We start from the raw sequence: 25,645 nt of genomic DNA, 5'->3' as shown, positions 1-25,645 counted from the left end.
TTTTTCAAGGCAGAGACCTTATGTCCCAAGATGCACACTCCTCGTCCTGGCCGGTGCTCAAGCGCCTGCTGGGTTATGTGAAGGAGCGCAAGCTCGGCCTGGTGGCCGCCATTATCGGCATGGCGGGCTATGCCGCGGTCGACACCACCTTTGTCTACTCCATCAAGCCGCTGATCGACGATGGCCTGACCGGCCAGGATCCGAACGTGCTGAAGTGGATGCCGCTGTTCGTGATCGGCATCGTGTTCCTGCGCGGCATCTGTACCTTTCTTTCCGGCTACTGCATGGCCTGGGTCGGCAACCATGTGGTGATGGCGCTGCAGCAGCAGGTGTTCAACAAGCTGATGGCGATGCCGGTGGCCTTTTTCGACCGGCACAACACCGGCAACCTGCTGTCGAAGGTGACCTACGACGCCTCCCTGGTGTCGTCGGCGGCCAGCTCCACCCTGGTGACCCTGGTGCGCGAGGGGGCCACCGTGATCGGCCTGCTGGGCCTGATGTTCTACCATTCCTGGCAGCTGTCGCTGATCTTCTTCGTGGTCGGCCCGGTGGTGGGGGTGATGATCGCGGTGATCAGCCGCCGTTTCCGCCGTATCAGCAAGGGCATGCAGGACGCCATGGGCAATATCACCAGCAGCACCGAACAGATGCTCAAGGGCCACAAGGAAGTGCTGATGTTCAACGGCCAGCGGGTGGAGTCCGGGCGTTTCACCGGGGTCAGCAACAAGGTGCGCCAGCAGAACATGAAAATGGTGGCGGCGGATTCGATCGGTACCCCGCTGGTGCAGGTGATCGCCTCCACCGCCCTGGCCATACTGCTCTACGTGGCCACCTTCGATGATATTCAGCAGCAACTGACGCCGGGCACCTTCACCGTGATCGTCACCTCCATGATGATGCTGATGCGCCCGCTGAAGAGCCTGACCCAGGTCAATGCCTCCTACCAGCGCGGCATCGCCGCCTGCCAGAGCCTGTTCGACCTGCTCGACAGCGACGGCGAGCAGGACGAGGGCGAGCGGGAACTGGCGCGCGCCCAGGGCCGGATCGAGTTCGACCATGTCACCTTCCGCTATCCCACCAAGGACACCCCGGCGCTGAAGGATGTCAGCTTCAGCCTGGCGCCGGGCAAGACCATCGCCCTGGTGGGCCGCTCCGGCTCGGGCAAGAGCACCATCGCCAGCCTGCTGACCCGCTTCTACGACGTGGACCAGGGCGAGATCCGCCTCGACGGGGTCGATATCCGCGCCTACCGGCTGAGCGATCTGCGCCGCCAGTTCGCCCTGGTGTCCCAGCATGTGCACCTGTTCAACGACACCATCGCCAACAACATCGCCTACGCCGCCCAGGGCCAGTACAGCCGCGAGCAGATCATCGCGGCGGCCAAAGTGGCCTACGCCGACGAGTTCATCCGGAAGCTGGACCAGGGCTACGACACCGTGATCGGCGAAAACGGCGCCAGCCTGTCCGGCGGCCAGCGCCAGCGCATCGCCATCGCCCGGGCCATGCTGCGCAACGCGCCGTTGCTGATCCTGGACGAGGCCACCTCGGCGCTGGATACCGAATCGGAGCGTCATATCCAGGCGGCGCTGGAAGTACTGCGCAAGGACAGGACGGCGCTGGTGATCGCCCATCGGCTGTCCACCATCGAGAACGCGGACGAAATCCTGGTGATCGACGAGGGCCGGGTGGTGGAGCGGGGCAACCACACCGAGCTGCTGGCACGGCAGGGCGCCTATGCCCAGCTGCGCAGCATCCAGTACGGCGAGCACTGATGCGGGCCTGGTACAGGGCGCCCACCTGGCTGTGGCTGCTGGCGCCGCTGAGCGTGCTGTTCGCCCTGGCAAGCGGCCTGCGCCGCCGGCTGTACCGGGCCGGCCTGCGCCCCGTGTACCGGGCGCCGGTGCCGGTGATCGTGGTCGGCAACCTCACCGTCGGCGGCAACGGCAAGACGCCGCTGGTGGTGTGGCTGGTGGAATGGCTGCGGGCCCGGGGCTACCGGCCCGGGGTGATCAGCCGGGGCTATGGCGGCAAGGCCGAGCGCTATCCGCTGGTGCTGGACGCCGATACCGCCGCCGCCGAGGCCGGCGACGAGCCGGTCTTGATCCATAGACGCACCGGCTGTCCGGTGGTGGTGGGGCCCAAACGGGCCGAGGCGGCCGCCCGTTTGGTGAAGCTCGGCGCGGACATCATCGTCAGCGACGACGGCCTGCAGCATTACGCCCTGGCCCGGGACATCGAGCTGGTGGTGGTGGACGGCCAGCGCCGTTTCGGCAACGGCCGGCTGCTGCCGATGGGCCCCCTGCGCGAAGGCCGCTGGCGGCTCGGCACCGTGAGCGCCGTGGTCAACAACGGTGGCCCGGCCCGGCCCGGGGAATATCTGATGACGCTCGAGCCCGGCCGGCTGAGCCCACTCACCGGCCGAACCCCGCCCGAGCCGGGTACACCGGTGCATGCCATGGCCGGCATCGGCCATCCGCCCCGTTTTTTCGCCACTCTGGAACGACTGGGATTCAGGCTTGACCGGCGGCTGGCCCTGGCCGACCATAGAGCGGTGAGCCCGGAGCAACTGGCGACGCTGGCTGCGGCGCCGTTGCTGATGACCGAGAAAGATGCGGTGAAGTGGCCGGGGGGGCACGACAACGCCTGGTTCGTCCCCGTCGATGCCCGGCTGGATCCCGACTTCGAACGACTGCTGTTAACCCGACTAAAGGAGCAAGACCATGGCGATTGACGCCAAACTGGTGGAAATCATTGCCTGCCCGGTGTGCAAGGGCAAGTTGCAGCTGGACCGGCAGCACAACGAGCTGATCTGCCGCTTTGACCGGCTGGCTTACCCCGTTACCGAAAACATCCCGGTGCTGCTGGAAAACCGGGCCCGCAAACTCGACCTGGATGAGCTGCCCGGATGAGCTTTATCGTCGTGATCCCCGCCCGTTACAGTTCGACCCGCCTGCCCGGCAAGCCGCTGGCCGACATCCATGGCAAGCCGATGATCCGCCGGGTGGTCGAGCAGGCCCTGCAGAGTGCCGCCGCCCGGGTGGTGGTGGCCATCGACGACGAACGTATCCGTGACGCCCTGGCGGACAGCGGGGTGGAGGTGTGCATGACCGGCCGCCACCACGAGTCCGGCACCGAACGGCTGGCGGAAGTGGTGGAGCAGCTCGGCCTGGCGCCGGACGATATCCTGGTCAACGTGCAGGGGGACGAGCCGCTGTTGCCGCCGGCCCTGATCGATCAGGTGGCGAGCCTGTTGGCGGCCAGTGATGCGCCCATGGCGACCCTGGCGACGCCGGTCGAGGAGGCGGAGCAGTGGCAGGATCCCAACGTGGTCAAGGTGGTGCAGAGCGCGGCGGGCAAGGCCATCTACTTCAGCCGGGCGCCCATTCCCTGGGACAGGGACGGCATGGCCACCTCGGCGCCCCAGCTTGCCGGCTGCCTGCGCCATATCGGCATCTATGCCTACCGGGCCGGCTTTATCCGCCGTTACCTGGCCCTGCCGGTCAGCCCGCTGGAGCAGCGGGAAAAGCTGGAGCAACTGAGGGTGCTGTGGCACGGGGAGTCCATCGTCCTGGCCGAGGCCTGCACGGTGCCGCCGGCCGGGGTGGATACCCCGGCGGATCTGGACGCGGTTCGTCGCCTGCTGAGCGCAGGCTGACTCGATTCAGCGGCGGTATCCGACAAAATTCACTGCAAGAAAAAAGATAAAGGGGTAAATTGCCCCGCAACGCCGGCGGGGACCATCTCCGCCACAAGGAAACGTCTGAGGAACCATATGATTACCCTGGGTGAATACATCGTAAAGAAACAGGCCGAATACCCCAGCGCAACCGGTGAGCTTTCATCCCTGCTGTCTTCCATCCGCCGCGCCGCCAAGGTGGTCAACCGGGAGATCAACCGGGCCGGGCTGGCCGCCGACATCATCGGTGGCAGCAACGGCAACGAGAACGTGCAGGGCGAGGTGCAGCAGAAGCTGGACGTCTACGCCAACGATATGTTCAAGGCCGCCCTCGAGGCCCGCGGCGAGGTGTGCGGTATCGCCTCCGAAGAGGAAGACCATTTCGTGGCCTTCGACGGCGAGAACCATTCCAACGCCAAGTACGTGGTGCTGATGGATCCGCTCGACGGCTCTTCCAACATCGACGTCAACGTTTCCGTCGGCACCATCTTCTCCATCTACCGCCGCATCAGCGAGCCGGGCCAGCCGGTGACCCTGGAGGACTTCCTGCAGCCGGGCATCAACCAGATCGCCGCCGGTTACGTGGTGTACGGCTCCTCCACCATGCTGGTATACACCACCGGTCACGGGGTGCACGGTTTTACTTACGATCCCACGCTGGGATCCTTCTGCCTGTCCCATGAGGATATCCGCATTCCTGAAGAGGGCACCATCTACTCCATCAACGAGGGCAACTACATCAAGTTCCCGGATGGGGTGAAGAAGTACCTCAAGTACTGCCAGGAAAAGGACGACGCCAGCAAGCGCCCCTACACTTCCCGCTACATCGGCTCCCTGGTGTCCGACTTCCACCGCAACATGCTGAAGGGCGGCATCTATATCTACCCCTCCGGCACCAGCGCCCCCAACGGCAAGCTGCGCCTGCTGTACGAGTGCAACCCGCTGGCCTTCCTGGCCGAGCAGGCCGGGGGCAAGGCCTCCGACGGCTACCGCCGGATCATGGAAATCAAGCCCACTTCCCTGCACCAGCGCACCCCCTATTTCGTCGGCTCCACCCGCATGGTGGAAAAGGCCGAAGAATTCATGGCCCAGTACTCCACGCCGTCGGCCGAATAACCTCGCCAGGGCGCGGTCGCGCCCTCCCGACCGAAAACAGGGCCGGGCTTGATGCTGATCAAGCCCGGCCCTGTTATCTGCCTTGAAAGTCGCCGGCCGAAGATAATACTTGATCCTGGGGTTGGTTAAAAAAAAGTCAATTCAAGGAGGTGGTTATCATGGCATTAAAAGATTTGTCGCCGTCCAGGCTGGCGCCCTGGAACTGGTTCCGCCACGAGCAGGATGAAGCCATGCCTATGGTGGACAAGGAAGACGTGCATCCCATGCTCCGGCTACAGCAGGACATGGACCGGTTGTTTGAACGCAGCCTGCGCCGTTTCGGTGCCCCGGCCCTGGACGACTGGCCCAGTTTCAGCCAGCTCAAGCCCAGCCTCGATATCAGTGAACGGGAAGGCAACTACTTGATCAGCCTGGAGATCCCCGGCGTCAAGAAGGAAGATATCAGCCTGACCCTGGAAGGGAACCGGCTGACTATCCGCGGCGAGAAGAAATACGAACACGAAGAGAAAACCGACAAGCTGCACCGGGTGGAACGCAGCTACGGCCATTTCCAGCGGCTGCTGACCCTGCCGAATGACGCCAGGGCAGACGACATCAAGGCCGAGTTCAAAGACGGGGTGCTGAAGGTCAGCGTGCCCCGCCAGCCGCGGAGCGAAAGCAAGGGCAAGCAGATCGATATTAACCAGTAAGCCCCGCTTGTTCTCCCGGAGGCGGCGAGCCCTGACGCGTCGCCATCAAAACACAAGGCCGGCATAAGCCGGCCTTGTTTTACCCGGGTGGCAAGAAGGGTTACTTCTTTTCTACCTGGGTCTTGAAGTCGCGCTGGGCGGCGCCGGTGTACAGCTGGCGCGGACGACCGATCTTCTGCTTGGGATCGGAGATCATTTCGTTCCAGTGGGACATCCAGCCGACGGTACGGGCCAGGGCGAAGATCACGGTGAACATGCTGGTCGGAATACCGATGGCCTTCAGGATGATACCGGAGTAGAAATCCACGTTCGGATACAGCTTGCGCTCGACGAAGTAGGGGTCGGACAGCGCGATGCGCTCCAGCTCCATGGCCACGTCCAGCAGCGGATCCTGGATTTTCAGATCGTCCAGCACTTCGTGGCAGGTGTCGCGCATCACGGTGGCGCGCGGATCGAAGTTCTTGTACACCCGGTGGCCGAAGCCCATCAGGCGGAAGGGATCGTCCTTGTCCTTGGCCTTTTCGACGTACTCGGGGATGCGATCGACGGAGCCTATTTCTTCCAGCATCATCAGGCAGGCTTCGTTGGCACCACCGTGGGCAGGTCCCCACAGGGAGGCGATACCGGCGGCGATACAGGCGAAGGGGTTGGCGCCGCTGGAGCCGGACAGCCGCACCGTGCTGGTGGAGGCGTTCTGCTCGTGATCCGCATGCAGGGTGAAGATACGGTCCATGGCGCGTTCGACGATGGGGTTGACCTTGTAGTCTTCACAGGGCACGGCGAACATCATCTGCAGGAAGTTGCCCGCATAGCTCAGATCGTTGCGCGGATACACGAACGGCTGGCCGATGGAGTACTTGTAGGCCATGGCGGCGATGGTCGGCATCTTGGCGACCAGGCGGTGGGCCGCGATTTCACGATGGCGGGCATCGTTGATGTCCATGGGATCGTGGTAGAAGGCGGACAGGCCGGCGATAACGCCGCACACGATGGCCATCGGGTGGGCATCGCGGCGATAGCCCTTGAAGAAAGACGACAACTGCTCGTGCACCATGGTGTGGCGCATGATGTTGCGATGGAATTCTTCGTATTGCTTGGCGGTGGGGGCTTCGCCGTACAGCAGCAGGTAACAGACCTCCAGGTAGTTGGCATCCTGTGCCAGCTGGTCGATCGGGTAGCCGCGGTGCAGCAGTATGCCCAGGTCACCGTCGATGTAGGTGATCTCGGACCGGCAGGACGCGGTCGCCATAAAACCGGGGTCGTAGGTAAAGTAACCGTGTGAGCCGAGGGAACTGATATCGATCACATCGTAACCAGCAGTGCCTGAGGCGATCGGAAGCTCGATAGGTTCCTTGCCGGGCAGATGCAGTGTGGCCTTTTGGTCAGCCATAGCACGTCTCCTTTGCTTTTTATAATAGGTCCACGGGTAAGAATTTTTACACAGGTCAAGTGAATATTTAACCATTTTTGCTTCCCATGGTGCGGGCATATTGAAGACAGAACCCGGGGCGAATGTCAATTTTCGTCGGCACCCGGTACAGGCCGTTAACCCCGTTGTGCGATCAACTTTACATATTTGGCAATTGTTTCAGGGCCTTCATTGTAATTATTTTTCCCCCTCCTTATACTGGCCGCCGAGGGTATAGGATGCAGTTGTGGCCATGCTACAGGATGCAGATGAGAGTCCCGGAACCGTTGTCGGTGTCGATCTCTCGTATGCTTTTCGCACCATGACCACATTTTCATATACCCGGGAAAAACCTGTTAAATACAATAACTAACGTGCTCAATGGAGCTAGTGGGCAAGACCGTGACTAAAAAACAGAGACCTGTAAACCTCGACCTACGGACTATTCGCCAACCTGTTACTGCTATCGCATCCATCCTCCACCGGGCTTCCGGTGTCATCACGCTGTTTGCACTCGCCATCCTGCTCTGGCTGCTCAGTTACTCGCTTTCTTCGGAAGCCGGGTTCCGGGCGGTCGTGGACATTCTCGACGGTTTCTTCGTCGGTCTGATCCTCTGGGGTGTGCTGACTGCACTGGCCTATCACATAGTGGGCGGCATCCGCCACCTCATTATGGACCTGGGCTACTGTGAAGAGCTGGAGTCGGGTGCGCTGAGCGCCAAAGTGGCGTTCGGTGTGACAATCTTCTTGTCACTGCTGGCGGGGGTACTGGTATGGTAACCAATTCTGCAACCTTTGGCCGCAGCGGCGTGCACGACTTCATGTTGATTCGCGCGACTGCTGTAATTCTTACCTTATACACCATTTACCTGGTGGGTTTTATCGCCTTCAACGACATCACCTACGATGTCTGGACCGGCTTCTTCGACAAGACCTTCACCAAGGTGTTCACCTTGCTGGCCCTGTTCAGCGTGCTGATGCACGGCTGGATCGGTGCCTGGCAGGTGCTCTCCGACTATGTCAAGCCGGCGCTGTGGCGTGGCCTGGCCCAGTTCGGGGTGGTGGTGTTGCTGCTGGTGTATCTGCTGACCGGTATCGTTGTCCTGTGGGGTGTATAAGGTGACTATTGCAATTCGTGAATTCGACGCCGTGGTAATCGGCGCTGGCGGCGCCGGCATGCGCGCCGCCCTTCAAATCGCTGAATCCGGCAAGAGCTGCGCGCTGTTGTCAAAGGTATTTCCGACCCGTTCCCACACCGTGTCCGCCCAGGGCGGCATCACGGTGGCGCTGGGCAATGCCCACGACGACAACTGGGAATGGCACATGTACGACACCGTCAAGGGTTCCGACTACATCGGTGACCAGGACGCTATCGAGTTCATGTGCCAGACCGGCCCCGAGGCCATCCTCGAGCTGGAAAAAATGGGCCTGCCGTTCTCCCGTTTCGACAACGGCAAGGTCTATCAGCGCCCCTTCGGCGGCCAGTCCAAGGCCTTCGGCGGCGAGCAGGCTGCCCGTACCGCGGCGGCCTCCGACCGCACCGGCCACGCCCTGCTGCACACCCTGTACCAGCAGAACGTCAAGCACCAGACCACGGTGTTTTCCGAGTGGTATGCCCTGGACCTGGTGAAAAACCAGGACGGTGATGTGGTCGGCTGTACCGCCATCGACATCGAAACCGGTGAAGTGGTCTACTTCAAGGCCAAGGCCACCATCCTGGCCACCGGCGGCGCCGGTCGCATCTATCAGTCCACCACCAACGCCCACATCAACACCGGTGACGGTGTCGGCATGGCGCTGCGTGCCGGCGTGCCGGTGCAGGACATGGAAATGTGGCAGTTCCACCCCACCGGCATCGCCGGTGCCGGCGTGCTGGTGACCGAAGGTTGCCGGGGCGAGGGCGGTTACCTGCTGAACAAGGACGGCGAGCGCTTCATGGAGCGTTATGCCCCCAACGCCAAGGACCTGGCCGGTCGTGACGTGGTGGCCCGCTCCATGATGATCGAGATCCGCGAAGGCCGCGGCTGCGACGGCCCCTGGGGTCCGCACATCAAGCTGAAGCTGGATCACCTGGGCAAGGACGTGCTGGAAAGCCGCCTGCCCGGCATCTGCGAGCTGTCGCGCACCTTCGCCCACGTGGATCCGGTGAAAGAGCCGATCCCCGTTATCCCCACCTGTCATTACATGATGGGCGGTATCCCCACCAACGTGCACGGCCAGGCCCTGAAACAGGATGCCAACGGCAACGACGTGCCGGTGAAGGGCCTGTTCGCGGTGGGCGAGATTGCCTGCGTGTCGGTGCACGGTGCCAACCGTCTGGGCGGCAACTCGCTGCTCGACCTGGTGGTGTTCGGCCGTGCCGTGGGTCGCCACCTGACCGAAGCGCTGAACGAGCTGGGCGACGTGCGTGCCGCTTCCGAGTCCGATCTGGACGCCTCCCTGGCCCGTTATCACCGCTGGGAAAACACCCGCAGCGGCGAGGATCCGGTACAGATCAAGAAAGACCTGCAGCGCTGCATGCAGAACAACTTCTCCGTGTTCCGGGAAGGTGATGCCATGGCCGAAGGCCTGGCCGAGCTCAAGGTGATCCGCGAGCGTCTGAAGTCTGCCCGTCTGGACGACACCAGCCGCGACTTCAACACCCAGCGTATCGAATGCCTGGAACTCGATAACCTGATGGAAACCGCCTACGCCACCGCCGTGGCGGCCAACTTCCGTACCGAGAGCCGCGGTGCTCACTCCCGCTTCGATTATCCGGAGCGTGATGATGAGAACTGGCTGTGCCACTCGCTGTACAGCCCGGAAACCGAGTCCATGACCCGTCGGTCCGTGAATATGTCACCGAAAACCCGTGACGCATTCCCGCCGAAGGCGCGGACTTACTAAGGGGAGGGGATACTATGCAAGTCACGATTTCTGTTTATCGCTACAACCCGGAAACCGATTCGGCGCCGCACATGAAGGACTACCGTCTGGAGGTGCCGCAGGGCTCCGACATGATGGTGCTGGACGCATTGCTGGCCCTGAAGGAGCAGGATCCTACCCTGGCGTTTCGCCGCTCCTGCCGCGAAGGGGTCTGTGGCTCCGACGGCCTGAACATGAACGGCAAGAACGGCCTGGCCTGTATCACCCCGCTGTCCGATCTGCTGGGCAAGAACAACAAGGTGGTGATCCGCCCGCTGCCCGGCCTGCCGGTGGTGCGCGACCTGGTGGTCGACCTGAGCCAGTTCTATACCCAGTGGGAGAAGGTCAAGCCCTTCCTCATCGCCGAAGACAAGCAGCCGCCCGCCCGCGAGCGCCTGCAGTCGCCGGACGAGCGGGCCAAGCTGGACGGGCTGTACGAGTGCATCCTGTGCGCCTGCTGCTCCACCTCTTGCCCTTCGTTCTGGTGGAACCCGGACAAGTTCATCGGCCCGGCCGGCCTGCTGGCCGCCTATCGCTGGCTGGCCGACAGCCGCGATACCGCCACCGACGATCGCCTGTCCAACCTGGATGACGCCTTCAGCGTATTCCGCTGCCATGGCATCATGAACTGTGTGAACGTGTGTCCCAAAGGCCTTAACCCCACCAAGGCCATCGGTCATATCAAGTCCATGCTGCTGAAACGGGCGGTATAATCAGCCCAAGCTGAAATTTAAGCCGCCTTCGCGGGCGGCTTTTGACTCGACGACCAGAACGACAGTAGCCCTGTCGAGAAGTTACAAAGGGATAAAGATGCACAATGGCGTAATGCAAGCCTGGCTGGAATCTTCTCACCTGGCCGGTGCCAATGCGACCTATGTAGAAGACCTGTACGAGGCCTACCTTGCCGATCCTGAAACCGTTCCTGACCAGTGGCGATCCGTTTTTGACGGTCTGCCTCAATCAGACAGTCATGTTCAGGATCAACCCCACTCGCAAGTAAGAGATTATTTTCGCCGCCTCGCCAAAGACAACTCCCGATATGCCACCCCAGTCAGCGATCCCCACGCTGATGCCAAGCAAGTCAAAGTTCTGCAGCTGATCAACGCCTACCGCTTCCGCGGGCACCAGAATGCGAACCTGGACCCGCTCGGACTGTGGAAACGGGAAACCGTGGCGGAGCTGGATCCGGCCTACCATAACCTGACCGGCGCCGATCTCGAGGCGACCTTCAACGTGGGCTCCTATGCCATCGGCAAGGAAACCATGAAGCTGAAGGATCTGGTCGCGGCGCTGAAGAAGACCTACTGTGGCTCCGTGGGTGCGGAATACATGCACATCACCAGCACCGAGGAAAAACGCTGGATCCAGGGTCGTTTGGAGCCTGTTGTCGGTGAGCCCCAATACACCCAGGAAGACAAGCTGCGCTTCCTCGACAGCCTGACCGCCGCCGAGGGTCTGGAGAAATACCTGGGTGCCAAGTTCCCCGGTGCCAAGCGCTTCTCCCTGGAAGGGGGCGATGCCCTGGTACCCATGACCAAGGAGCTGATCCGTCGCTTCGGCGAGAAAGGTGGCCGGGAAGTGGTGATCGGCATGGCCCACCGGGGCCGTCTGAATATGCTGGTCAACGTGCTGGGCAAGCGTCCGCAAGACCTGTTCGATGCCTTTGCCGGCAAGTACGAGACCCAGAGCTCCGGTGACGTCAAATACCACATGGGCTTCAGCTCCGACTTCGAAACCCCGGGCGGCACCGTGCACCTGGCGCTGGCGTTCAACCCCTCGCACCTGGAAATCGTCAACCCGGTGGTTATCGGCTCGGTGCGTGCGCGCATGGACCGGCTGGAAAATCCGGACGGCCGCCAGGTATTGCCGATCACCATCCACGGCGACTCGGCCTTCGCCGGCCAGGGTGTGGTGGCGGAAACCTTCAACATGTCGCTGACTCGCGGCTATGGGGTGGGCGGTACCATCCGTATCGTGATCAACAATCAGGTGGGCTTCACCACCTCCAACCCGCGCGATACCCGCTCCACCGAATACTGCACCGACATCGCCAAGATGGTGCAGGCACCGATCTTCCACGTCAACGCCGACGATCCGGAAGCCGTGGTGCAGGTGACCCAGCTGGCGCTGGACTTCCGCAACGAGTTCGGCCGTGACGTGGTGATCGACCTGGTGTGTTATCGCCGGCACGGCCACAACGAGGCGGACGAGCCGAGCGCCACCCAGCCGCTGATGTACCAGAAGATCAAGAAGCACCCAACCCCGCGCAAGATTTATGCGGACCTGCTGATCGGCAAGGGTACCGTGTCTACCGAAGACACCACCGTGATGATCAACGAGTACCGGGATGCGCTGGATCACGGTGAGTGCGTGGTCAAGGAATGGCGGCCGATGGAGAAGCACTCCGTCGACTGGTCACCCTACCTGGGCCACGAGTGGGACATGCCCTACGACTCCAGCTACCCGCTGGACAAGCTGAAAGAGCTGGCCGAGCGGGTGACCAGCTACCCCGAGACGCACACCCTGCAGCGCCAGGTCGGCAAGATCTACGACGATCGCCGTACCATGGCCAAGGGCGAGAAACTGGCGGACTGGGGCTTTGCCGAAGTGCTGGCCTACGCCACCCTGTGCAACAGCGGTTATGAAGTGCGTCTCACCGGCCAGGATTCCGGCCGCGGCACCTTCTTCCATCGCCATGCGGTACTGCACAACCAGAACGACGCCAGCACCTATACCCCGCTGTGTCATCTGTCCGATAGTCAGGGTCAGTTCCAGGTGTACGACTCGGTGCTGAGCGAAGAGGCGGTGATGGCGTTCGAATACGGCTACGCCACCGCCGAGCCGGAAGGTCTGACCATCTGGGAAGCCCAGTTCGGCGACTTCGCCAACGGTGCCCAGGTGGTGATCGACCAGTTCCTGAGTTCCGGCGAGCAGAAGTGGGGCCGGATGTGCGGCCTGACCCTGCTGCTGCCCCATGGTTACGAAGGCCAGGGCCCCGAGCACTCCAGCGCCCGCCTTGAGCGCTATCTGCAGCTGTGCGCCGAGCACAACATGCAGGTGTGCGTGCCCACCACCCCGGCCCAGGTGTTCCACATGCTGCGCCGCCAGGTACTGCGCCCCATGCGCCGGCCGCTGGTGGTGATGACGCCCAAGTCGTTGCTGCGCCATCCGCTGGCGGTGTCCGAGCTGGAAACCCTGGCCAGCGGCACCTTCCAGAACGCCATCGGTGAAATCGACTCCCTGGATCCGAAAGGTGTCAAGCGGATCGTACTGTGCTCCGGCAAGGTGTATTACGACCTGCTGGAAGCGCGCCGTAAAAAAGAACAAACGGACGTGGCCATTATCCGGATCGAGCAATTGTATCCGTTCCCTCAGGAAGAGGTTGCCGCGATTCTTGCCGACTACCAGCACGTGCAGGACTTTGTCTGGTGTCAGGAAGAGCCGCAAAACCAGGGGGCCTGGTATTGCAGCCAGCACCATTTCTGGGCTGCCATTCCGGCGGGTGCCAACCTGCGTTATGCCGGTCGCGCCGCCTCGGCATCGCCGGCCGTGGGTTACACCTCTGTTCACTTACAACAACAAAAAGCGTTGGTCGAAGACGCACTGACGTTGACTGAAGCATAACGCACAAAGGACATATTGATGACCATCGAAATCAAGGTTCCCGACCTACCAGAATCTGTCGCCGATGCCACCATTGCCACCTGGCACAAGCAGCCGGGTGATCGGGTTGAGCGCGACGAAGTGATCGTCGACATCGAAACCGACAAAGTGGTGCTGGAAGTGCCGGCCCCCGAAGCCGGTATACTGGAAGCCATCCTCGAAGGCGACGGCGCCACCGTGCTGGGTCAGCAGGTGATCGGCAAGCTCAAGCAGGGCGCCGTGGCCGGTGAAGAAACCAAGGACAAGCCCGCCGTTGCCGAAAGCAACGGTGAAGCCAAGGCTGATGCCGACGGTGACGCCTTGAGCCCGGCGGTGCGCCGCCTGGTGGCCGAGCACAACATCGACGTGGCCAAGCTGGCCGGCTCCGGCAAGGGCGGTCGCATCACCAAGGAAGATGTGGAAGCCTTCATCAAGGGTGGCAACAAGCCTGCCGCCGCGCCTGCGGTCGAAGCCAAGGCCCCGGTCATCCCCCTGGGCGAGCGTACCGAGAAGCGGGTGCCCATGACCCGTCTGCGCAAGCGCGTGGCCGAGCGTCTGCTGGAAGCCAAGAACACCACCGCCATGCTGACCACCTTCAACGAGGTCAACATGGGCCCCATCATGAGCCTGCGCAAGCAGTATCAGGAGGTGTTCGAGAAGCGTCACGGCATCCGCCTGGGTTTCATGTCCTTCTACGTGAAGGCGGTGGTGGAGTCGCTCAAGCGTTATCCGGAAGTGAACGCCTCCATCGACGGTGACGACATCGTCTACCACAACTATTTCGATGTCAGCATCGCTGTGTCCACCCCCCGTGGCCTGGTGACCCCGGTACTGCGCGACTGCGATCGCCTGAGCCTGGCCGACATCGAGAAGAGCATCAAGGATCTGGCCATCAAGGGCCGTGACGGCAAGCTGACCGTGGACGACATGACCGGCGGCAACTTCACCATCACCAACGGCGGCGTGTTCGGCTCCCTGATGTCCACCCCCATCATCAACCCGCCGCAGAGCGCCATCCTGGGCATGCACAAGATCCAGGACAGGCCGATGGCGGTGAATGGCAAGGTGGAAATCCAGCCGATGATGTACCTGGCGTTGTCTTACGACCACCGCCTGATCGACGGCCGCGAGTCCGTGGGCTATCTGGTGTCCATCAAGGAACTGCTGGAAGACCCGACCCGTCTGCTGCTGGACGTGTAAGTCGATAATAACAAGAGGTCGGGTTGCGGCCCGACCCGTTTTTATGCCCTGAACCCAAACACAACAACGGAAAACGCAACATGAATTTGCATGAATATCAGGCAAAACAGCTGTTTGCCGAATACGGTCTGCCCGTATCTGAAGGCTACGCATGTGACAACCCGCAAGAAGCGGTGGAAGCGGCCAGCAAGATCGGCGGCGACATGTGGGTGGTCAAATGCCAGGTCCACGCCGGTGGCCGTGGCAAGGCGGGCGGCGTCAAGCTGGCCAAGACCAAGGAAGAGATCCGTGAGTTCGCCGAGCACTGGCTGGGCAAGAACCTGGTGACCTACCAGACCGACGCCAAGGGCCAGCCGGTGGCCAAGATCCTGGTCGAGTCCTGCACCGACATCGACAAGGAACTCTACCTGGGCGCGGTGGTCGACCGTGGCACCCGCCGCGTGGTGTTCATGGCCTCCACCGAAGGCGGCGTGGAAATCGAGAAAGTCGCCGAAGAGACCCCTGAGCTGATCCACAAGGCTGCCATCGATCCGCTGGTGGGCCCGCAGGCTTACCAGGGCCGTGAACTGGCGTTCAAACTGGGCCTGAAAGGCGACCAGATCAAGCAGTTCACCAAGATCTTCCTGGGCCTGGGCCAGATGTTCCTGGACTACGATTTCGCCCTGCTCGAGATCAACCCCCTGGTGATCACCACCGCCGGCAACCTGCACTGCCTGGACGGCAAGATCAACATCGACTCCAACGCCCTGTTCCGTCAGCCCAAGCTGCGTGAAATGCACGATCCGTCCCAGGACGACGCCCGTGAAGCCCACGCCGCCAAATGGGAGCTGAACTACGTGGCCCTCGACGGCAACATCGGCTGCATGGTCAACGGCGCCGGCCTGGCCATGGGTACCATGGACATCGTCAACCTGCACGGCGGCTCTCCCGCCAACTTCCTGGACGTGGGCGGTGGCGCCACCAAGGAACGGGTGACCGAAGCATTCAAGATCATTCTCTCCGACAGCAACGTGAAAGCGGTACTGGTGAACATCTTCGGTGGTATCGTCCGTTGCGACATGATCGCCGAAGGCATCATCGGTGCGGTGAAGGAAGTGGGCGTGAAAGTGCCGGTGGTGGTACGCCTGGAAGGCAACAATGCCGAAGCCGGTGCCAAGAAGCTGGCCGACTCCGGTCTCAACATCATCGCTGCCACCAGCCTGACCGACGCCGCGGTCCAGGTCGTTAACGCCGCACAGGGGAAATAAGAGAATGAGCATTCTGATCAACAAAGACACCAAGGTTATCTGCCAGGGCTTTACCGGTGGCCAGGGGACTTTCCACTCCGAACAGGCCATCGCCTACGGCACCCAGATGGTCGGCGGCGTGTCTCCGGGCAAGGGCGGCACCACCCACCTGGGCCTGCCGGTGTTCAACACCGTGCGTGAAGCGGTAGAAGCCACCGGCGCCACCGCCACCGTGATCTATGTGCCGGCGGCCTTCTGCAAGGATGCCATCCTGGAAGCCATCGACGCGGGCATCCAGCTCATCGTGACCATCACCGAAGGCATTCCTACCCTGGACATGCTGGACGTGAAGGTGAAGCTGGACGAAGCCGGCGTGCGCATGATCGGCCCCAACTGCCCGGGCGTGATCACCCCGGACGAGTGCAAGATCGGCATCATGCCCGGCCATATCCACAAGAAGGGCAAGGTCGGCATCGTATCCCGCTCCGGCACCCTGACCTACGAAGCGGTCAAGCAGACCACCGACGAAGGCTTCGGCCAGTCCAGCTGCGTGGGCATTGGCGGCGACCCCATCCCCGGCTCCAACTTCATCGACATCCTGAAGCTGTTCCAGGACGATCCGGAGACCGAGGCCATCGTGATGATCGGTGAAATCGGCGGTACCGCCGAGGAAGAAGCCGCCGCCTTCATCAAGGCCAACGTGACCAAGCCGGTGGTGTCCTACATCGCCGGTGTGACCGCACCTCCGGGCAAGCGCATGGGCCACGCCGGTGCCATCATCTCCGGTGGCAAGGGCACGGCCGACGAGAAATTCGCCGCCCTGCAGGATGCCGGTGTGAAAACCGTACGCTCCCTGGCCGACATCGGCAAGGCGCTGCGCGAAGTAACCGGCTGGTAAAACAGATCTGGAAGCTGTCAGCTTGAAGCTGGAAGAAAAAAAGGAGCCCACAGGCTCCTTTTTTAGTACGGTTTGCTTCTAGCTTCCAGCTTCCCGTCACATGCGCTCGGCCCGACTCCAGGGATCCGGCTTCATGCTGAACTGGCCGTGTTGCCAGCGATTGGCCAGGCGGCGGAAGTCGTCGCCCTTCATGTGGATCAGATCCCGGTGATCGCCGCTTTCCAGGTAGATATCCGCCATGCCGAGCAGGGCATCGTCCACCAGTGTATTGAGCGAATAGGCGTCCCCCATGGCGGGAATGGCCCCCGGATCGCAATCGCGGAACCACTGACCCAGCTCCCGTTCGGGGGTCAGGTGCACTTCGCCCTGTACCAGGTAATTCAGACGTTGCAGATCTACCTTGTCGGCGGCGGGGATCACCGCCATCACGGCCCGGCCGTCGTCCTGTTCGAGGATGACCGCCTTGGCCATCTGGGCCAGGGGAACACGACTGGCAATGGCACTTTGTGCCGCCCCCTCGGAGTAGGCGTGATGCACCATATCGTATGGAATACCCTGTTCGTCCAGATATTCTTTCAACCTAACTGACATACCCATGACTACCTCCTGAAGACGAATGCCCGCCGAGGGCCGCCTTCTTGTCCTGCTAGAACAGTATAGTCCGGGTTTAAAAAGTTGCTTTTCAAATGCTCAATTGAGACCATTGATCCAGATCAACCAAGCACCGGATTACCATTTTTTAACCGTTCAATTACCTTAAAATGGCCTTTTACGGAGCCAAAAAGAGCCTGAAGGAATGCGCAACCTGTCATTAAACTGGAAGATTTTTCTGCCGCTACTGGTGATTTTCGTGCTGGTATTCGTACTGTGTTTCACCATTTCCACTCAGCTGCAACGGACACTGGCGCTGCACCTGGCCGAAGAAAAAATCGAAACCACCGCCAACCTTTATATGGATCAGCTCAATGTGCTGATGGTCAACGGTGCCATTCATCAGCGCCAGCTGGTACAAACCAAGATCCAGGAGGAGGTGGGCATTCAGCAGGCGAGGGTGATCCGGGCTCCGGCGGTGAGCGACGTGTTCGGCCCCGGCGCGGCTGATCAGGGCATCGCGGACGAGCTGGACCGGCGCGCCATCGAGCAGGGGGAAACCGTGCTCGAGCTGCACCTGGATGACAACATTCCCAACCTGACTCTGGTCAAACCCTACAAGGCCTATCAGGAATATCGCGGTACCGCCTGCCTGCAGTGCCATCGGGTGGCGGAAGGCTCGGTGATGGGAGCGGTGCGTATCAGCTACGATCTGAGCGATACCTTCGCTCGGATCCACGACAACAACCTGCGCCTGGGCGCGGTGTTGCTGCTGGTATTCGGTGCCGCCTTCGTCCTGCTGTGGCTGATCCAGAACCACTATCTCAAGCGCCCTATCCTCCATCTCAGCAGCCGGCTGCAGCAGTTGGCGAGCGAGCGGGATCTGGCCAGCCGGCTGGTGCCCCTGGGCAAGGATGAGCTGGGCGGCCTGGTCGGCGCCATCAACGGGCTGCTGGGCAGCTTCCAACAGAGCCTGCAGGAGGTGCGCCAGGTCACCGGCCACATCTACCAGGCGGCGGATCAGATCCAGCAGACGGCCCAGCAGACGGAGGGCTCGGTCAGGGCGCAGGACGGGGAAACCGCCTTGATCGCCACCGCCATCAACGAGATGGAGGCCTCGGCCCGGGAAGTGCGGGAGAATGCCCGGCTGACGGCGGAAACCTCGGAGCAGAGCCATGCCTTCGCCCTGACCGCCAGCGATCAGGCCCAGGTGGCGGTGTCCGGTATCCAGGCCCTGAGTGGTGAAATCGGCCGTATCGACAAGGTCGTCCGCGAGCTGGACGGCCGCTGCGATCAGGTCGACAAGGTACTGGACATGATCAAGGGGATTGCCGAGCAGACCAACCTGCTGGCGCTGAACGCGGCCATCGAGGCGGCCCGGGCCGGCGCCTCCGGGCGCGGCTTTGCGGTGGTGGCCGATGAAGTGAGGACGCTGTCGCAGCGTACCCAGCAGTCGGCACAGGACATTACCGGCATGATCCGGCTGTTGCAGCAAGAGGCCAAGGGGGCCGTCGCCGCCATTGAAAAGGCCGAGGATCAGGCACTGGATAGCGTCGAGCGGACCCAGGCGGCGATGGGTTCGCTGCAGGCCATTATCGGGCAGGTGGCGCGCATCAATGAACTCAATGCCCAGGTTTCGGCGTCGGCGGAGGAGCAGAGCGCGGTGTGCTCCGAGGTGAGCCGTAATATCACCCGGGTGCGGGATGCCTCCGGCGATACCTTGCAGCAGGCCCATTCCGCCGCCACCGCCAGCCTGCAGCTGGTGGCCGAGTGCAAGGTGCTGGAGCAGATGATCGCCCACTACCGGCTGCAAGGCGGCGCTGCCCGCGGTGACGAGGCCTTGCCGGCAGGGGAGCCGATGATGGCACTCTGAGGGTGAAGGCAGCTTGATGACACCGCCGTTTGCTGATGTGCGCCTTGCTGGTGGAGCGCAGGCGGCTCGCCTGCCTTCGTGTGTAGCGCGAACCTTCGGACAGGCATAGCACACCACAGGTTTAAAAAGGCTCAAGGCAGAACAGGCATCGCGGGTTGGGCTGTGCCTTCGCCCACTTCGGTGCCATTATCATGCGGGCGGGCCGCCCGCGCCCCAAGCATCGTCACTGCCTGAGTTTTAAACTATATGGTGCTCTGGATAAGCCCGAAGGTTTTCAGCCGTCGGCTTTGACTTCCAGTACTCGGCTTCGCACCTCGCCCCGGGCCAGGCGGGTGCACAGTTCGTCCCCGGGCGTGAGCCGGGTCGCGTCGGTCACCACCTGGTCGTTGCAGAGGGTGATACTGTAGCCCCGGGACAGGGTGGCCAGGGGACTCATGGCGTCGAGCCGGGAGGCGGCGAGTGCCAGCCGGTGCCTGCCCTGCTCGAGCCGTCGGTACAGCAGGGTGTCGAGTCGCTGTTTTAGCCCCGCCAGCCGCTCGCGTCCGGCCTGCAGGCGACGCTCGGGGTGCTGGTGTTGCAGCCGCAGCCGGGCCGCGTCAAGGAGCTGGGTGGCCCGTTCCAGCCGGCGCAGCCATGCCCGTTGCAGGCGCAACTGCAACTGATCCAGCCGTTGGGCCTGCTGTTGCAGACGACGTTCGGGATGCTGGCGAGCGAGGCGCTGTTCCAGCTGCAGCAACCGCTGGTACTGGTTCTGCAGATAGCGGCGCTGGATGCTGGCCAGGCGTTCTCTCAGTTGTGCCCATTGCCGGGCCTGGGCGTCGCCGTCCCGGCTGACCAGTTCGGCGGCGGCGGAAGGGGTGGGCGCGCGCAGATCGGCAACCAGATCGCTCAGGGTGACGTCCACCTCATGGCCGACGGCGCTGACCACCGGCAGGGTGGAGGCGGCGATGGCCCGCACCAGCCGCTCGTCGTTGAAGCACCAGAGATCTTCCAGCGAGCCGCCGCCCCGGGCCAGGATCAGCAGATCCGTTTCCGCCCGGCGGTTGGCGATGGCCAGTGCCGCCAACAGCTGCGGCACCGCCACCTCGCCCTGCACCTGACTGGGGTAGATGATGACCTCCAGTTGCGGTGCCCGCCGGGCCAGCACGGTGAGGATATCGTGCAGGGCCGCGCCGCTCGCCGAACTGATGATGCCGATGCACCGGGGATGGGCGGGCAGGGGACGTTTGCGGCCGGCGTCGAACAGGCCCTCGGCGCCGAGCTTGTGCTTGAGCGCCTCGAACTGCTGTTTGAGCAGGCCTTCGCCGGCGGGGGCCATGGTCTGGGCCACCAGCTGGTAGTCGCCCCTGGGTTCGTACAGCGTCAGCTTGCCGAAGATCAGCACCTGTTCACCCTCCCTGGGCCGGAAGGCGACGCTGCGGTTGTTGCCGCGGAACATGGCGCAGCGCAGCTGGGACTGGCTGTCCTTCAGGGTGAAGTACCAGTGGCCCGAGCCGGGCATCGCCAGGTTGGATATTTCGCCAGTGAGCCAGACGGCCCCCATTTCACCTTCCAGCAGCAGCCTGGCCTGGCGATTCAGGCGGGTGACGGTATAAATATTTGTTAACTTTTCCTGATGCAAAATCACCCCTGAACAGTATTTTTATATGAAAATAAACGTCTTTGCCCGATATTTTGCGCTTAATTTGCCAAAATAACAAAAATCGCTTTACCAACGAGGGTCGGATGCCTACAATTTGTCGGCAATATTTTTCCCCCAAACCTATGGTGAATATTGCGATGCTTAGGATTGCCCAAGACGCCCTGACCTTTGATGATGTATTACTGGTCCCAGCTCATTCTACCGTCCTTCCCAACACGGCGGATCTCCGTACCCGTCTGACCCGGGAAATTAATCTTAACATTCCTATTGTTTCTGCCGCCATGGATACGGTGACCGAGGCCGATCTGGCGATCGCGCTGGCCCAGGAAGGGGGGATTGGCTTCATTCACAAGAATATGTCGATCGAACAGCAGGCCGCCCAGGTACGCAAAGTCAAGAAATTCGAAAGTGGCGTGGTGTCCGATCCGGTCTGCGTACGCCCGGACATGAGCATCGCCGATATCCGAGAGCTGACTCGCCAGAATGGTTTTGCCGGCTATCCGGTGGTCACCGCCGAGGGGGAGCTGGTGGGCATCATTACCGGCCGCGATGTGCGTTTTGTGCAGGATCTGAGCAAGAAAGTCCACGAAGTCATGACCGAAAAAGCCCGCCTGGTGACCGTGCAGGAAGGGGCGTCGCGTGAAACGCTCGAGGCCCTGATGCAGCAGCACCGTATCGAGAAGATTCTGGTGGTGTCTGCCGCCGGCCGCCTGACCGGCATGATCACCTCCAAAGATTTCCAGAAGGCCGAAAGCAAGCCCAACGCCTGCAAGGATGCCCAGGGCCGGTTGCGTGTCGGTGCCGCCGTCGGCGCCGCGCCCGGCAACGAAGAGCGCATCGCCGCCCTGGTGGCCGCCGGTCTGGACGTGCTGCTGATCGATTCCTCCCACGGCCACTCCGAAGGCGTGCTGCAGCGCATCCGCGAAACCCGCGCGGCCTATCCCGGGCTGCCGATCATCGGTGGCAACGTGGCGACCGCCGCCGGTGCCCGCGCCCTGGCCGAAGCCGGCGTGAGTGCGGTCAAGGTGGGCATCGGCCCCGGCTCCATCTGTACCACCCGTATCGTGACCGGTTGTGGCGTGCCCCAGATCACCGCCGTGGCCAATGCGGTGGACGCCCTGAAAGACCTGGATATCCCGGTGATTGCCGACGGCGGCATCCGTTTCTCCGGCGACATCGCCAAGGCGCTGGCCGCCGGCGCCAACTGCGTGATGATGGGCTCTATGTTTGCCGGCACAGAGGAATCGCCCGGTGAAATCGAACTGTTCCAGGGCCGTTCGTTCAAGTCTTACCGGGGCATGGGCTCGCTGGGCGCCATGACCAAGGGCTCGAGCGACCGTTACTTCCAGACCGACAACGCCGCCGACAAGCTGGTGCCGGAAGGCATCGAAGGCCGGGTACCCTACAAGGGCAAGCTCAAGGAAATCATCCACCAGCAGATGGGCGGCCTGCGCAGCGCCATGGGCCTGACCGGCAGTGCCACCATCGACGACCTGCGCACCAAGGCGGAATTTGTTAAGATATCCGGCGCGGGTATCCAGGAGTCGCATGTGCATGATGTGACCATCACCAAGGAAGCCCCCAACTACCGTATGGGTTAATCCCGAAAGTGCTGCCAACGGGGGATCTGTCCCCCGTTTTTATATTGCCGTTTGACTACCCCCCGCAAACGGCGCCTGTAACTAGTAGGAAGACAATGACCAAAAATATCCACGATAACCGGATCCTGATCCTGGATTTCGGCTCCCAGTATACTCAGCTGATCGCCCGCCGGGTGCGTGAACTGGGTGTGTATTGCGAGCTGTGGGCCTGGGACGTGACCGAGGAGCAGATCCGCGGCTTCAATCCGAACGGTATTATCTTGTCCGGGGGGCCCGAGTCGGTAACCGAGCCCGGCAGCCCGCGGGCGCCGGAATACGTATTCAATGCCGGGGTGCCGGTATTCGGCATCTGCTACGGCATGCAGACCATGGCCGAGCAGCTGGGTGGCGCCGTGGCCGGCTCCAGCGAGCGGGAATTCGGTTATGCCCAGGTGCAGCGGGTGAGCGATTGCGCCCTGTTCACCAATATCGAGGATGCGGTGGATGCCGACGGCAATGCCCTGCTGGACGTGTGGATGAGCCACGGCGACAAAGTGGTGGCCCTGCCGGAAGGCTTTGCCAAGGTGGCTCAAACCGGCAGCTGCCCCTTCGCCGGCATGGCCGATGAACAACGCCGTTTCTACGGGGTGCAGTTCCACCCGGAAGTGACCCACACCCGCCAGGGCGCGCGCATGCTGGAGCACTTCGTGCGCGGCATCTGCGGTTGCGAGGCGCTGTGGACCCCGGCCTCCATCATCGAGGACGCGGTGGCCCGCATCCGCGAGCAGGTGGGCGACGGCAAGGTGTTGCTGGGCCTGTCCGGCGGCGTGGACTCCTCCGTGACCGCCATGCTGCTGCACCGGGCCATAGGCCCGCGGCTGACCTGCGTGTTCGTGGACAACGGCCTGCTGCGCCTGAACGAGGCGGACCAGGTGCTGGAGATGTTCGGCGACCACTTCGGCCTCAATATCGTCCACGTCAACGCCGAGCAGCGCTTCCTGGCCGCCCTGGCCGGCGAGAATGATCCGGAAGCCAAGCGCAAGATCATCGGCCGGGTGTTCATCGAGGTGTTCGACGAGGAAGCGGGCAAGATCCAGGACGTGAAATGGCTGGCCCAGGGCACCATCTATCCGGACGTGATCGAGTCCGCCGGCTCCGCCACCGGCAAGGCCCACGTGATCAAGTCCCACCACAACGTGGGCGGCCTGCCGGAAGACATGGAGCTCAAGCTGGTCGAACCGCTGAAGGAGCTGTTCAAGGACGAGGTGCGCAAGGTTGGCCTGGAGCTGGGCCTGCCCTACGACATGCTCTACCGCCATCCTTTCCCGGGTCCGGGCCTGGGCGTGCGGGTGCTGGGCGAGGTGAAGAAGGAATACTGCGACCTGCTGCGCCGGGCCGACGCCATCTTTATCGAGGAACTGCACAAGCATGACTTGTACAACAAGGTCAGCCAGGCCTTCACCGTGTTCCTGCCGGTGCGTTCGGTCGGCGTGATGGGCGATGCCCGCAAGTACGACTGGGTGGTGTCCCTGCGCGCGGTGGAAACCATCGACTTCATGACCGCTCACTGGGCGCACCTGCCCTACGACTTCCTGGGCCATGTATCCAACCGCATCATCAACGAAATCGACGGCATCTCCCGGGTGGTCTACGACATCTCCGGTAAACCCCCCGCGACTATCGAGTGGGAATGATCACGCGTTAGGTAACAGCTGGCACCAATCGGCATAAAATGACACTTAAGCCCATGTTTACATGGGCTTTTTTGTTTTTATAGCCTGCACTGTCTGGCAAGATTTGGCAGCCCCAAGCAGGTCTTGAGCGTGGTATTCAGGGTGGTATTATCAGCGGGTGATGCCATAAGCGAGAGCCGATACCATGCTGCGCTGCCTTGTGAACTCATGGTATCAAAAGTCCATAACTAGCTGTTTTTAAATAAATTAATGGCTATTTTGTGGGGTGTTTTCAGCATGGTATCAAAACCGACGAAGGACAAGACTGATGCTGACCGATACCAAGCTGCGTAACCTCAAGCCCAGGGAGAAGCTCTACAAGGTGAACGACCGGGATGGCCTCTATGTGGCCGTGACGCCGGCCGGCACCGTCTCGTTCCGTTACAACTATTCCATCCATGGTCGGCAGGAGACGATCACCTTCGGTCGTTATGGCGTGGGCGGCATTACCCTGGCGGAAGCCCGGGAGCGGCTGAATGAAGCCAAGCGCATGGTGGCCGATGGCAAGTCACCGGCCAAGGAGAAAGCCCGGAACAAGGCCCGGGTGAAAGACGCCGAAACCTTTGGTGCCTGGGCGGAAAAGTGGCTGCGGGGCTACCAGATGGCGGACTCTACCCGTGATATGCGCCGCTCGGTTTATGCCCGGGAACTGGAGAAGAAATTCGGTAATCAGAAGCTGACCGAGATCACCCATGAAGATTTGCGCATGCTGACCGATGCCATTGTGGAGCGGGGTGCTCCTGCGACGGCCGTTCACACCCGTGATATTGTGCTCCAGGTTTATCGCTGGGCCATCGAGCGGGGGCAGAAGGTAGAGAACCCGGCCGACCTGGTAAGGCCCACCAGCATCGCCAGGTTTGAGCCGCGAGACCGTACCCTGTCGCCGGAGGAAATCCGGCTCATGTATGAGTACATGGGGCGGATCGGTACATCGCCCTCCATCCGGGCGGCGGTCAAGCTGTTGCTGCTGACCATGGTGCGCAAAAGCGAGCTGACCAATGCCACCTGGAGCGAGATCAATTTCAGCGAGGCGCTGTGGACCATCCCCAAGGAGCGGATGAAGCGGCGGAACCCCCACCTGGTGTTCCTATCCCGGCAGGCCCTGGATATCCTGATTGCCCTGAAGACCTTCTCGGGAGGCTCAGACTACGTTCTGCCGTCCCGTTACGACTCCGACTTGCCCATGAGCAGCGCCACCCTGAACCGCGTGCTGGACCTGACCTATAAGCTGGCCCAAAAAGAAGGGCAGCGCCTGGCCAAGTTCGGTCCCCACGATCTGCGCCGCACTGCCAGCACCCTGCTGCACGAAGCCGGCTACAATACCGACTGGATTGAGAAATGCCTGGCCCACGAACAGAAGGGCGTAAGGGCGGTGTATAACAAAGCCGAGTACCGCGAGCAGCGTGCCGCCATGTTGCAGGACTGGGCGGATATGATTGATGAGTGGACGACTGAAGTGTAGTGGTC

At 62.0% G+C, this 25,645-nt stretch carries 21 protein-coding genes; 18 read left to right on the top strand and 3 right to left on the bottom strand.

Annotated features, from left to right (window positions below; all coding sequences use genetic code 11):
* Positions 1-20: 20 nt before the first annotated feature.
* From msbA to C7H85_RS09315, 6 genes are all read left to right on the top strand, one after another.
* On the top strand, positions 21-1,772 hold the full coding sequence (gene msbA, locus C7H85_RS09340; protein ID WP_106729447.1) for a lipid A ABC transporter ATP-binding protein/permease MsbA: 1,752 nt from the start codon (positions 21-23) through the stop codon (positions 1,770-1,772).
* The gene (gene lpxK, locus C7H85_RS09335; protein WP_106729446.1) at positions 1,772-2,731 is read left to right on the top strand and encodes a tetraacyldisaccharide 4'-kinase; all 960 of its coding nucleotides are present in this window, start codon (positions 1,772-1,774) and stop codon (positions 2,729-2,731) included. Before msbA ends, lpxK begins: the two co-directional genes overlap by 1 nt.
* Complete coding sequence (locus tag C7H85_RS09330; RefSeq protein WP_106729445.1) at positions 2,721-2,909, top strand: Trm112 family protein; 189 nt, start codon at positions 2,721-2,723, stop codon at positions 2,907-2,909. The genes lpxK and C7H85_RS09330 overlap by 11 nt, the downstream gene beginning before the upstream one ends.
* Positions 2,906-3,655: a 3-deoxy-manno-octulosonate cytidylyltransferase gene (gene kdsB / locus C7H85_RS09325; protein ID WP_106729444.1), complete on the top strand. Its 750-nt coding sequence runs from the start codon at positions 2,906-2,908 to the stop codon at positions 3,653-3,655. Before C7H85_RS09330 ends, kdsB begins: the two co-directional genes overlap by 4 nt.
* Before the next feature lie 117 nt (positions 3,656-3,772).
* A complete protein-coding gene (gene fbp, locus C7H85_RS09320) occupies positions 3,773-4,792 on the top strand; it encodes a class 1 fructose-bisphosphatase (protein ID WP_425445065.1) in 1,020 nt (339 codons plus the stop codon).
* 158 nt (positions 4,793-4,950) lie between these two features.
* Positions 4,951-5,481, top strand: coding sequence for an Hsp20/alpha crystallin family protein (locus C7H85_RS09315; protein ID WP_106729442.1), 531 nt, complete (start codon positions 4,951-4,953; stop codon positions 5,479-5,481).
* 100 nt (positions 5,482-5,581) lie between these two features.
* Here the strand turns inward: C7H85_RS09315 and C7H85_RS09310 are convergent, their stop codons facing one another.
* Positions 5,582-6,871, bottom strand: coding sequence for a citrate synthase (locus C7H85_RS09310; protein WP_106729441.1), 1,290 nt, complete (start codon positions 6,869-6,871; stop codon positions 5,582-5,584).
* A 408-nt stretch (positions 6,872-7,279) separates the two neighbouring features.
* Between C7H85_RS09310 and sdhC the strand changes: the two genes are divergently transcribed.
* From sdhC to sucD, 8 genes are all read left to right on the top strand, one after another.
* The gene (gene sdhC / locus C7H85_RS09305; RefSeq protein WP_245879623.1) at positions 7,280-7,669 is read left to right on the top strand and encodes a succinate dehydrogenase cytochrome b556 subunit; all 390 of its coding nucleotides are present in this window, start codon (positions 7,280-7,282) and stop codon (positions 7,667-7,669) included.
* Entirely contained in the window at positions 7,663-8,007 is a 345-nt protein-coding gene (gene sdhD / locus C7H85_RS09300) for a succinate dehydrogenase, hydrophobic membrane anchor protein (protein WP_106729439.1), read from the top strand. The genes sdhC and sdhD overlap by 7 nt, the downstream gene beginning before the upstream one ends.
* 1 nt (position 8,008) lies before the next feature.
* Positions 8,009-9,775: a succinate dehydrogenase flavoprotein subunit gene (gene sdhA, locus C7H85_RS09295; RefSeq protein ID WP_106729438.1), complete on the top strand. Its 1,767-nt coding sequence runs from the start codon at positions 8,009-8,011 to the stop codon at positions 9,773-9,775.
* Positions 9,776-9,789: 14 nt separating this feature from the next.
* Entirely contained in the window at positions 9,790-10,506 is a 717-nt protein-coding gene (locus C7H85_RS09290) for a succinate dehydrogenase iron-sulfur subunit (protein WP_106729437.1), read from the top strand.
* A 97-nt stretch (positions 10,507-10,603) separates the two neighbouring features.
* Complete coding sequence (gene sucA, locus C7H85_RS09285; RefSeq protein ID WP_106729436.1) at positions 10,604-13,417, top strand: 2-oxoglutarate dehydrogenase E1 component; 2,814 nt, start codon at positions 10,604-10,606, stop codon at positions 13,415-13,417.
* An 18-nt stretch (positions 13,418-13,435) separates the two neighbouring features.
* Positions 13,436-14,635: a 2-oxoglutarate dehydrogenase complex dihydrolipoyllysine-residue succinyltransferase gene (gene odhB / locus C7H85_RS09280; RefSeq protein ID WP_106729435.1), complete on the top strand. Its 1,200-nt coding sequence runs from the start codon at positions 13,436-13,438 to the stop codon at positions 14,633-14,635.
* An 80-nt stretch (positions 14,636-14,715) separates the two neighbouring features.
* A complete protein-coding gene (gene sucC, locus C7H85_RS09275) occupies positions 14,716-15,882 on the top strand; it encodes an ADP-forming succinate--CoA ligase subunit beta (protein WP_106729434.1) in 1,167 nt (388 codons plus the stop codon).
* 4 nt (positions 15,883-15,886) lie between these two features.
* Positions 15,887-16,759 (top strand): succinate--CoA ligase subunit alpha, encoded by an 873-nt coding sequence (gene sucD, locus C7H85_RS09270; RefSeq protein WP_106454431.1) that lies wholly within the window; start codon positions 15,887-15,889, stop codon positions 16,757-16,759.
* A 96-nt stretch (positions 16,760-16,855) separates the two neighbouring features.
* On the opposite strand, the gene C7H85_RS09265 is transcribed toward sucD, so the two are convergent.
* Entirely contained in the window at positions 16,856-17,356 is a 501-nt protein-coding gene (locus C7H85_RS09265; RefSeq protein ID WP_106729433.1) for an aminoacyl-tRNA deacylase, read from the bottom strand.
* Between the two features lie 199 nt (positions 17,357-17,555).
* Here C7H85_RS09265 and C7H85_RS09260 point away from each other — a divergent pair, with 199 nt between their 5' ends.
* A complete protein-coding gene (locus tag C7H85_RS09260; RefSeq protein ID WP_106729432.1) occupies positions 17,556-19,223 on the top strand; it encodes a methyl-accepting chemotaxis protein in 1,668 nt (555 codons plus the stop codon).
* Positions 19,224-19,497: 274 nt separating this feature from the next.
* Here the strand turns inward: C7H85_RS09260 and xseA are convergent, their stop codons facing one another.
* On the bottom strand, positions 19,498-20,844 hold the full coding sequence (xseA, locus tag C7H85_RS09255) for an exodeoxyribonuclease VII large subunit (protein WP_106729431.1): 1,347 nt from the start codon (positions 20,842-20,844) through the stop codon (positions 19,498-19,500).
* 158 nt (positions 20,845-21,002) lie between these two features.
* Between xseA and guaB the strand changes: the two genes are divergently transcribed.
* From guaB to C7H85_RS09240, 3 genes are all read left to right on the top strand, one after another.
* Positions 21,003-22,466: an IMP dehydrogenase gene (gene guaB, locus C7H85_RS09250; protein ID WP_106729430.1), complete on the top strand. Its 1,464-nt coding sequence runs from the start codon at positions 21,003-21,005 to the stop codon at positions 22,464-22,466.
* A 95-nt stretch (positions 22,467-22,561) separates the two neighbouring features.
* Positions 22,562-24,139: a glutamine-hydrolyzing GMP synthase gene (gene guaA / locus C7H85_RS09245; protein WP_106729429.1), complete on the top strand. Its 1,578-nt coding sequence runs from the start codon at positions 22,562-22,564 to the stop codon at positions 24,137-24,139.
* Positions 24,140-24,446: 307 nt separating this feature from the next.
* A complete protein-coding gene (locus tag C7H85_RS09240; RefSeq protein WP_106729428.1) occupies positions 24,447-25,640 on the top strand; it encodes a tyrosine-type recombinase/integrase in 1,194 nt (397 codons plus the stop codon).
* Positions 25,641-25,645 lie beyond the last annotated feature (5 nt).

This window comes from Zobellella endophytica (genome assembly GCF_003012775.1).
Lineage (GTDB): Bacteria > Pseudomonadota > Gammaproteobacteria > Enterobacterales > Aeromonadaceae > Oceanimonas > Oceanimonas endophytica.
The sequence above is the reverse complement of the archived record's forward strand: the minus strand, read 5'-3'. Positions and strand labels throughout refer to the sequence as shown.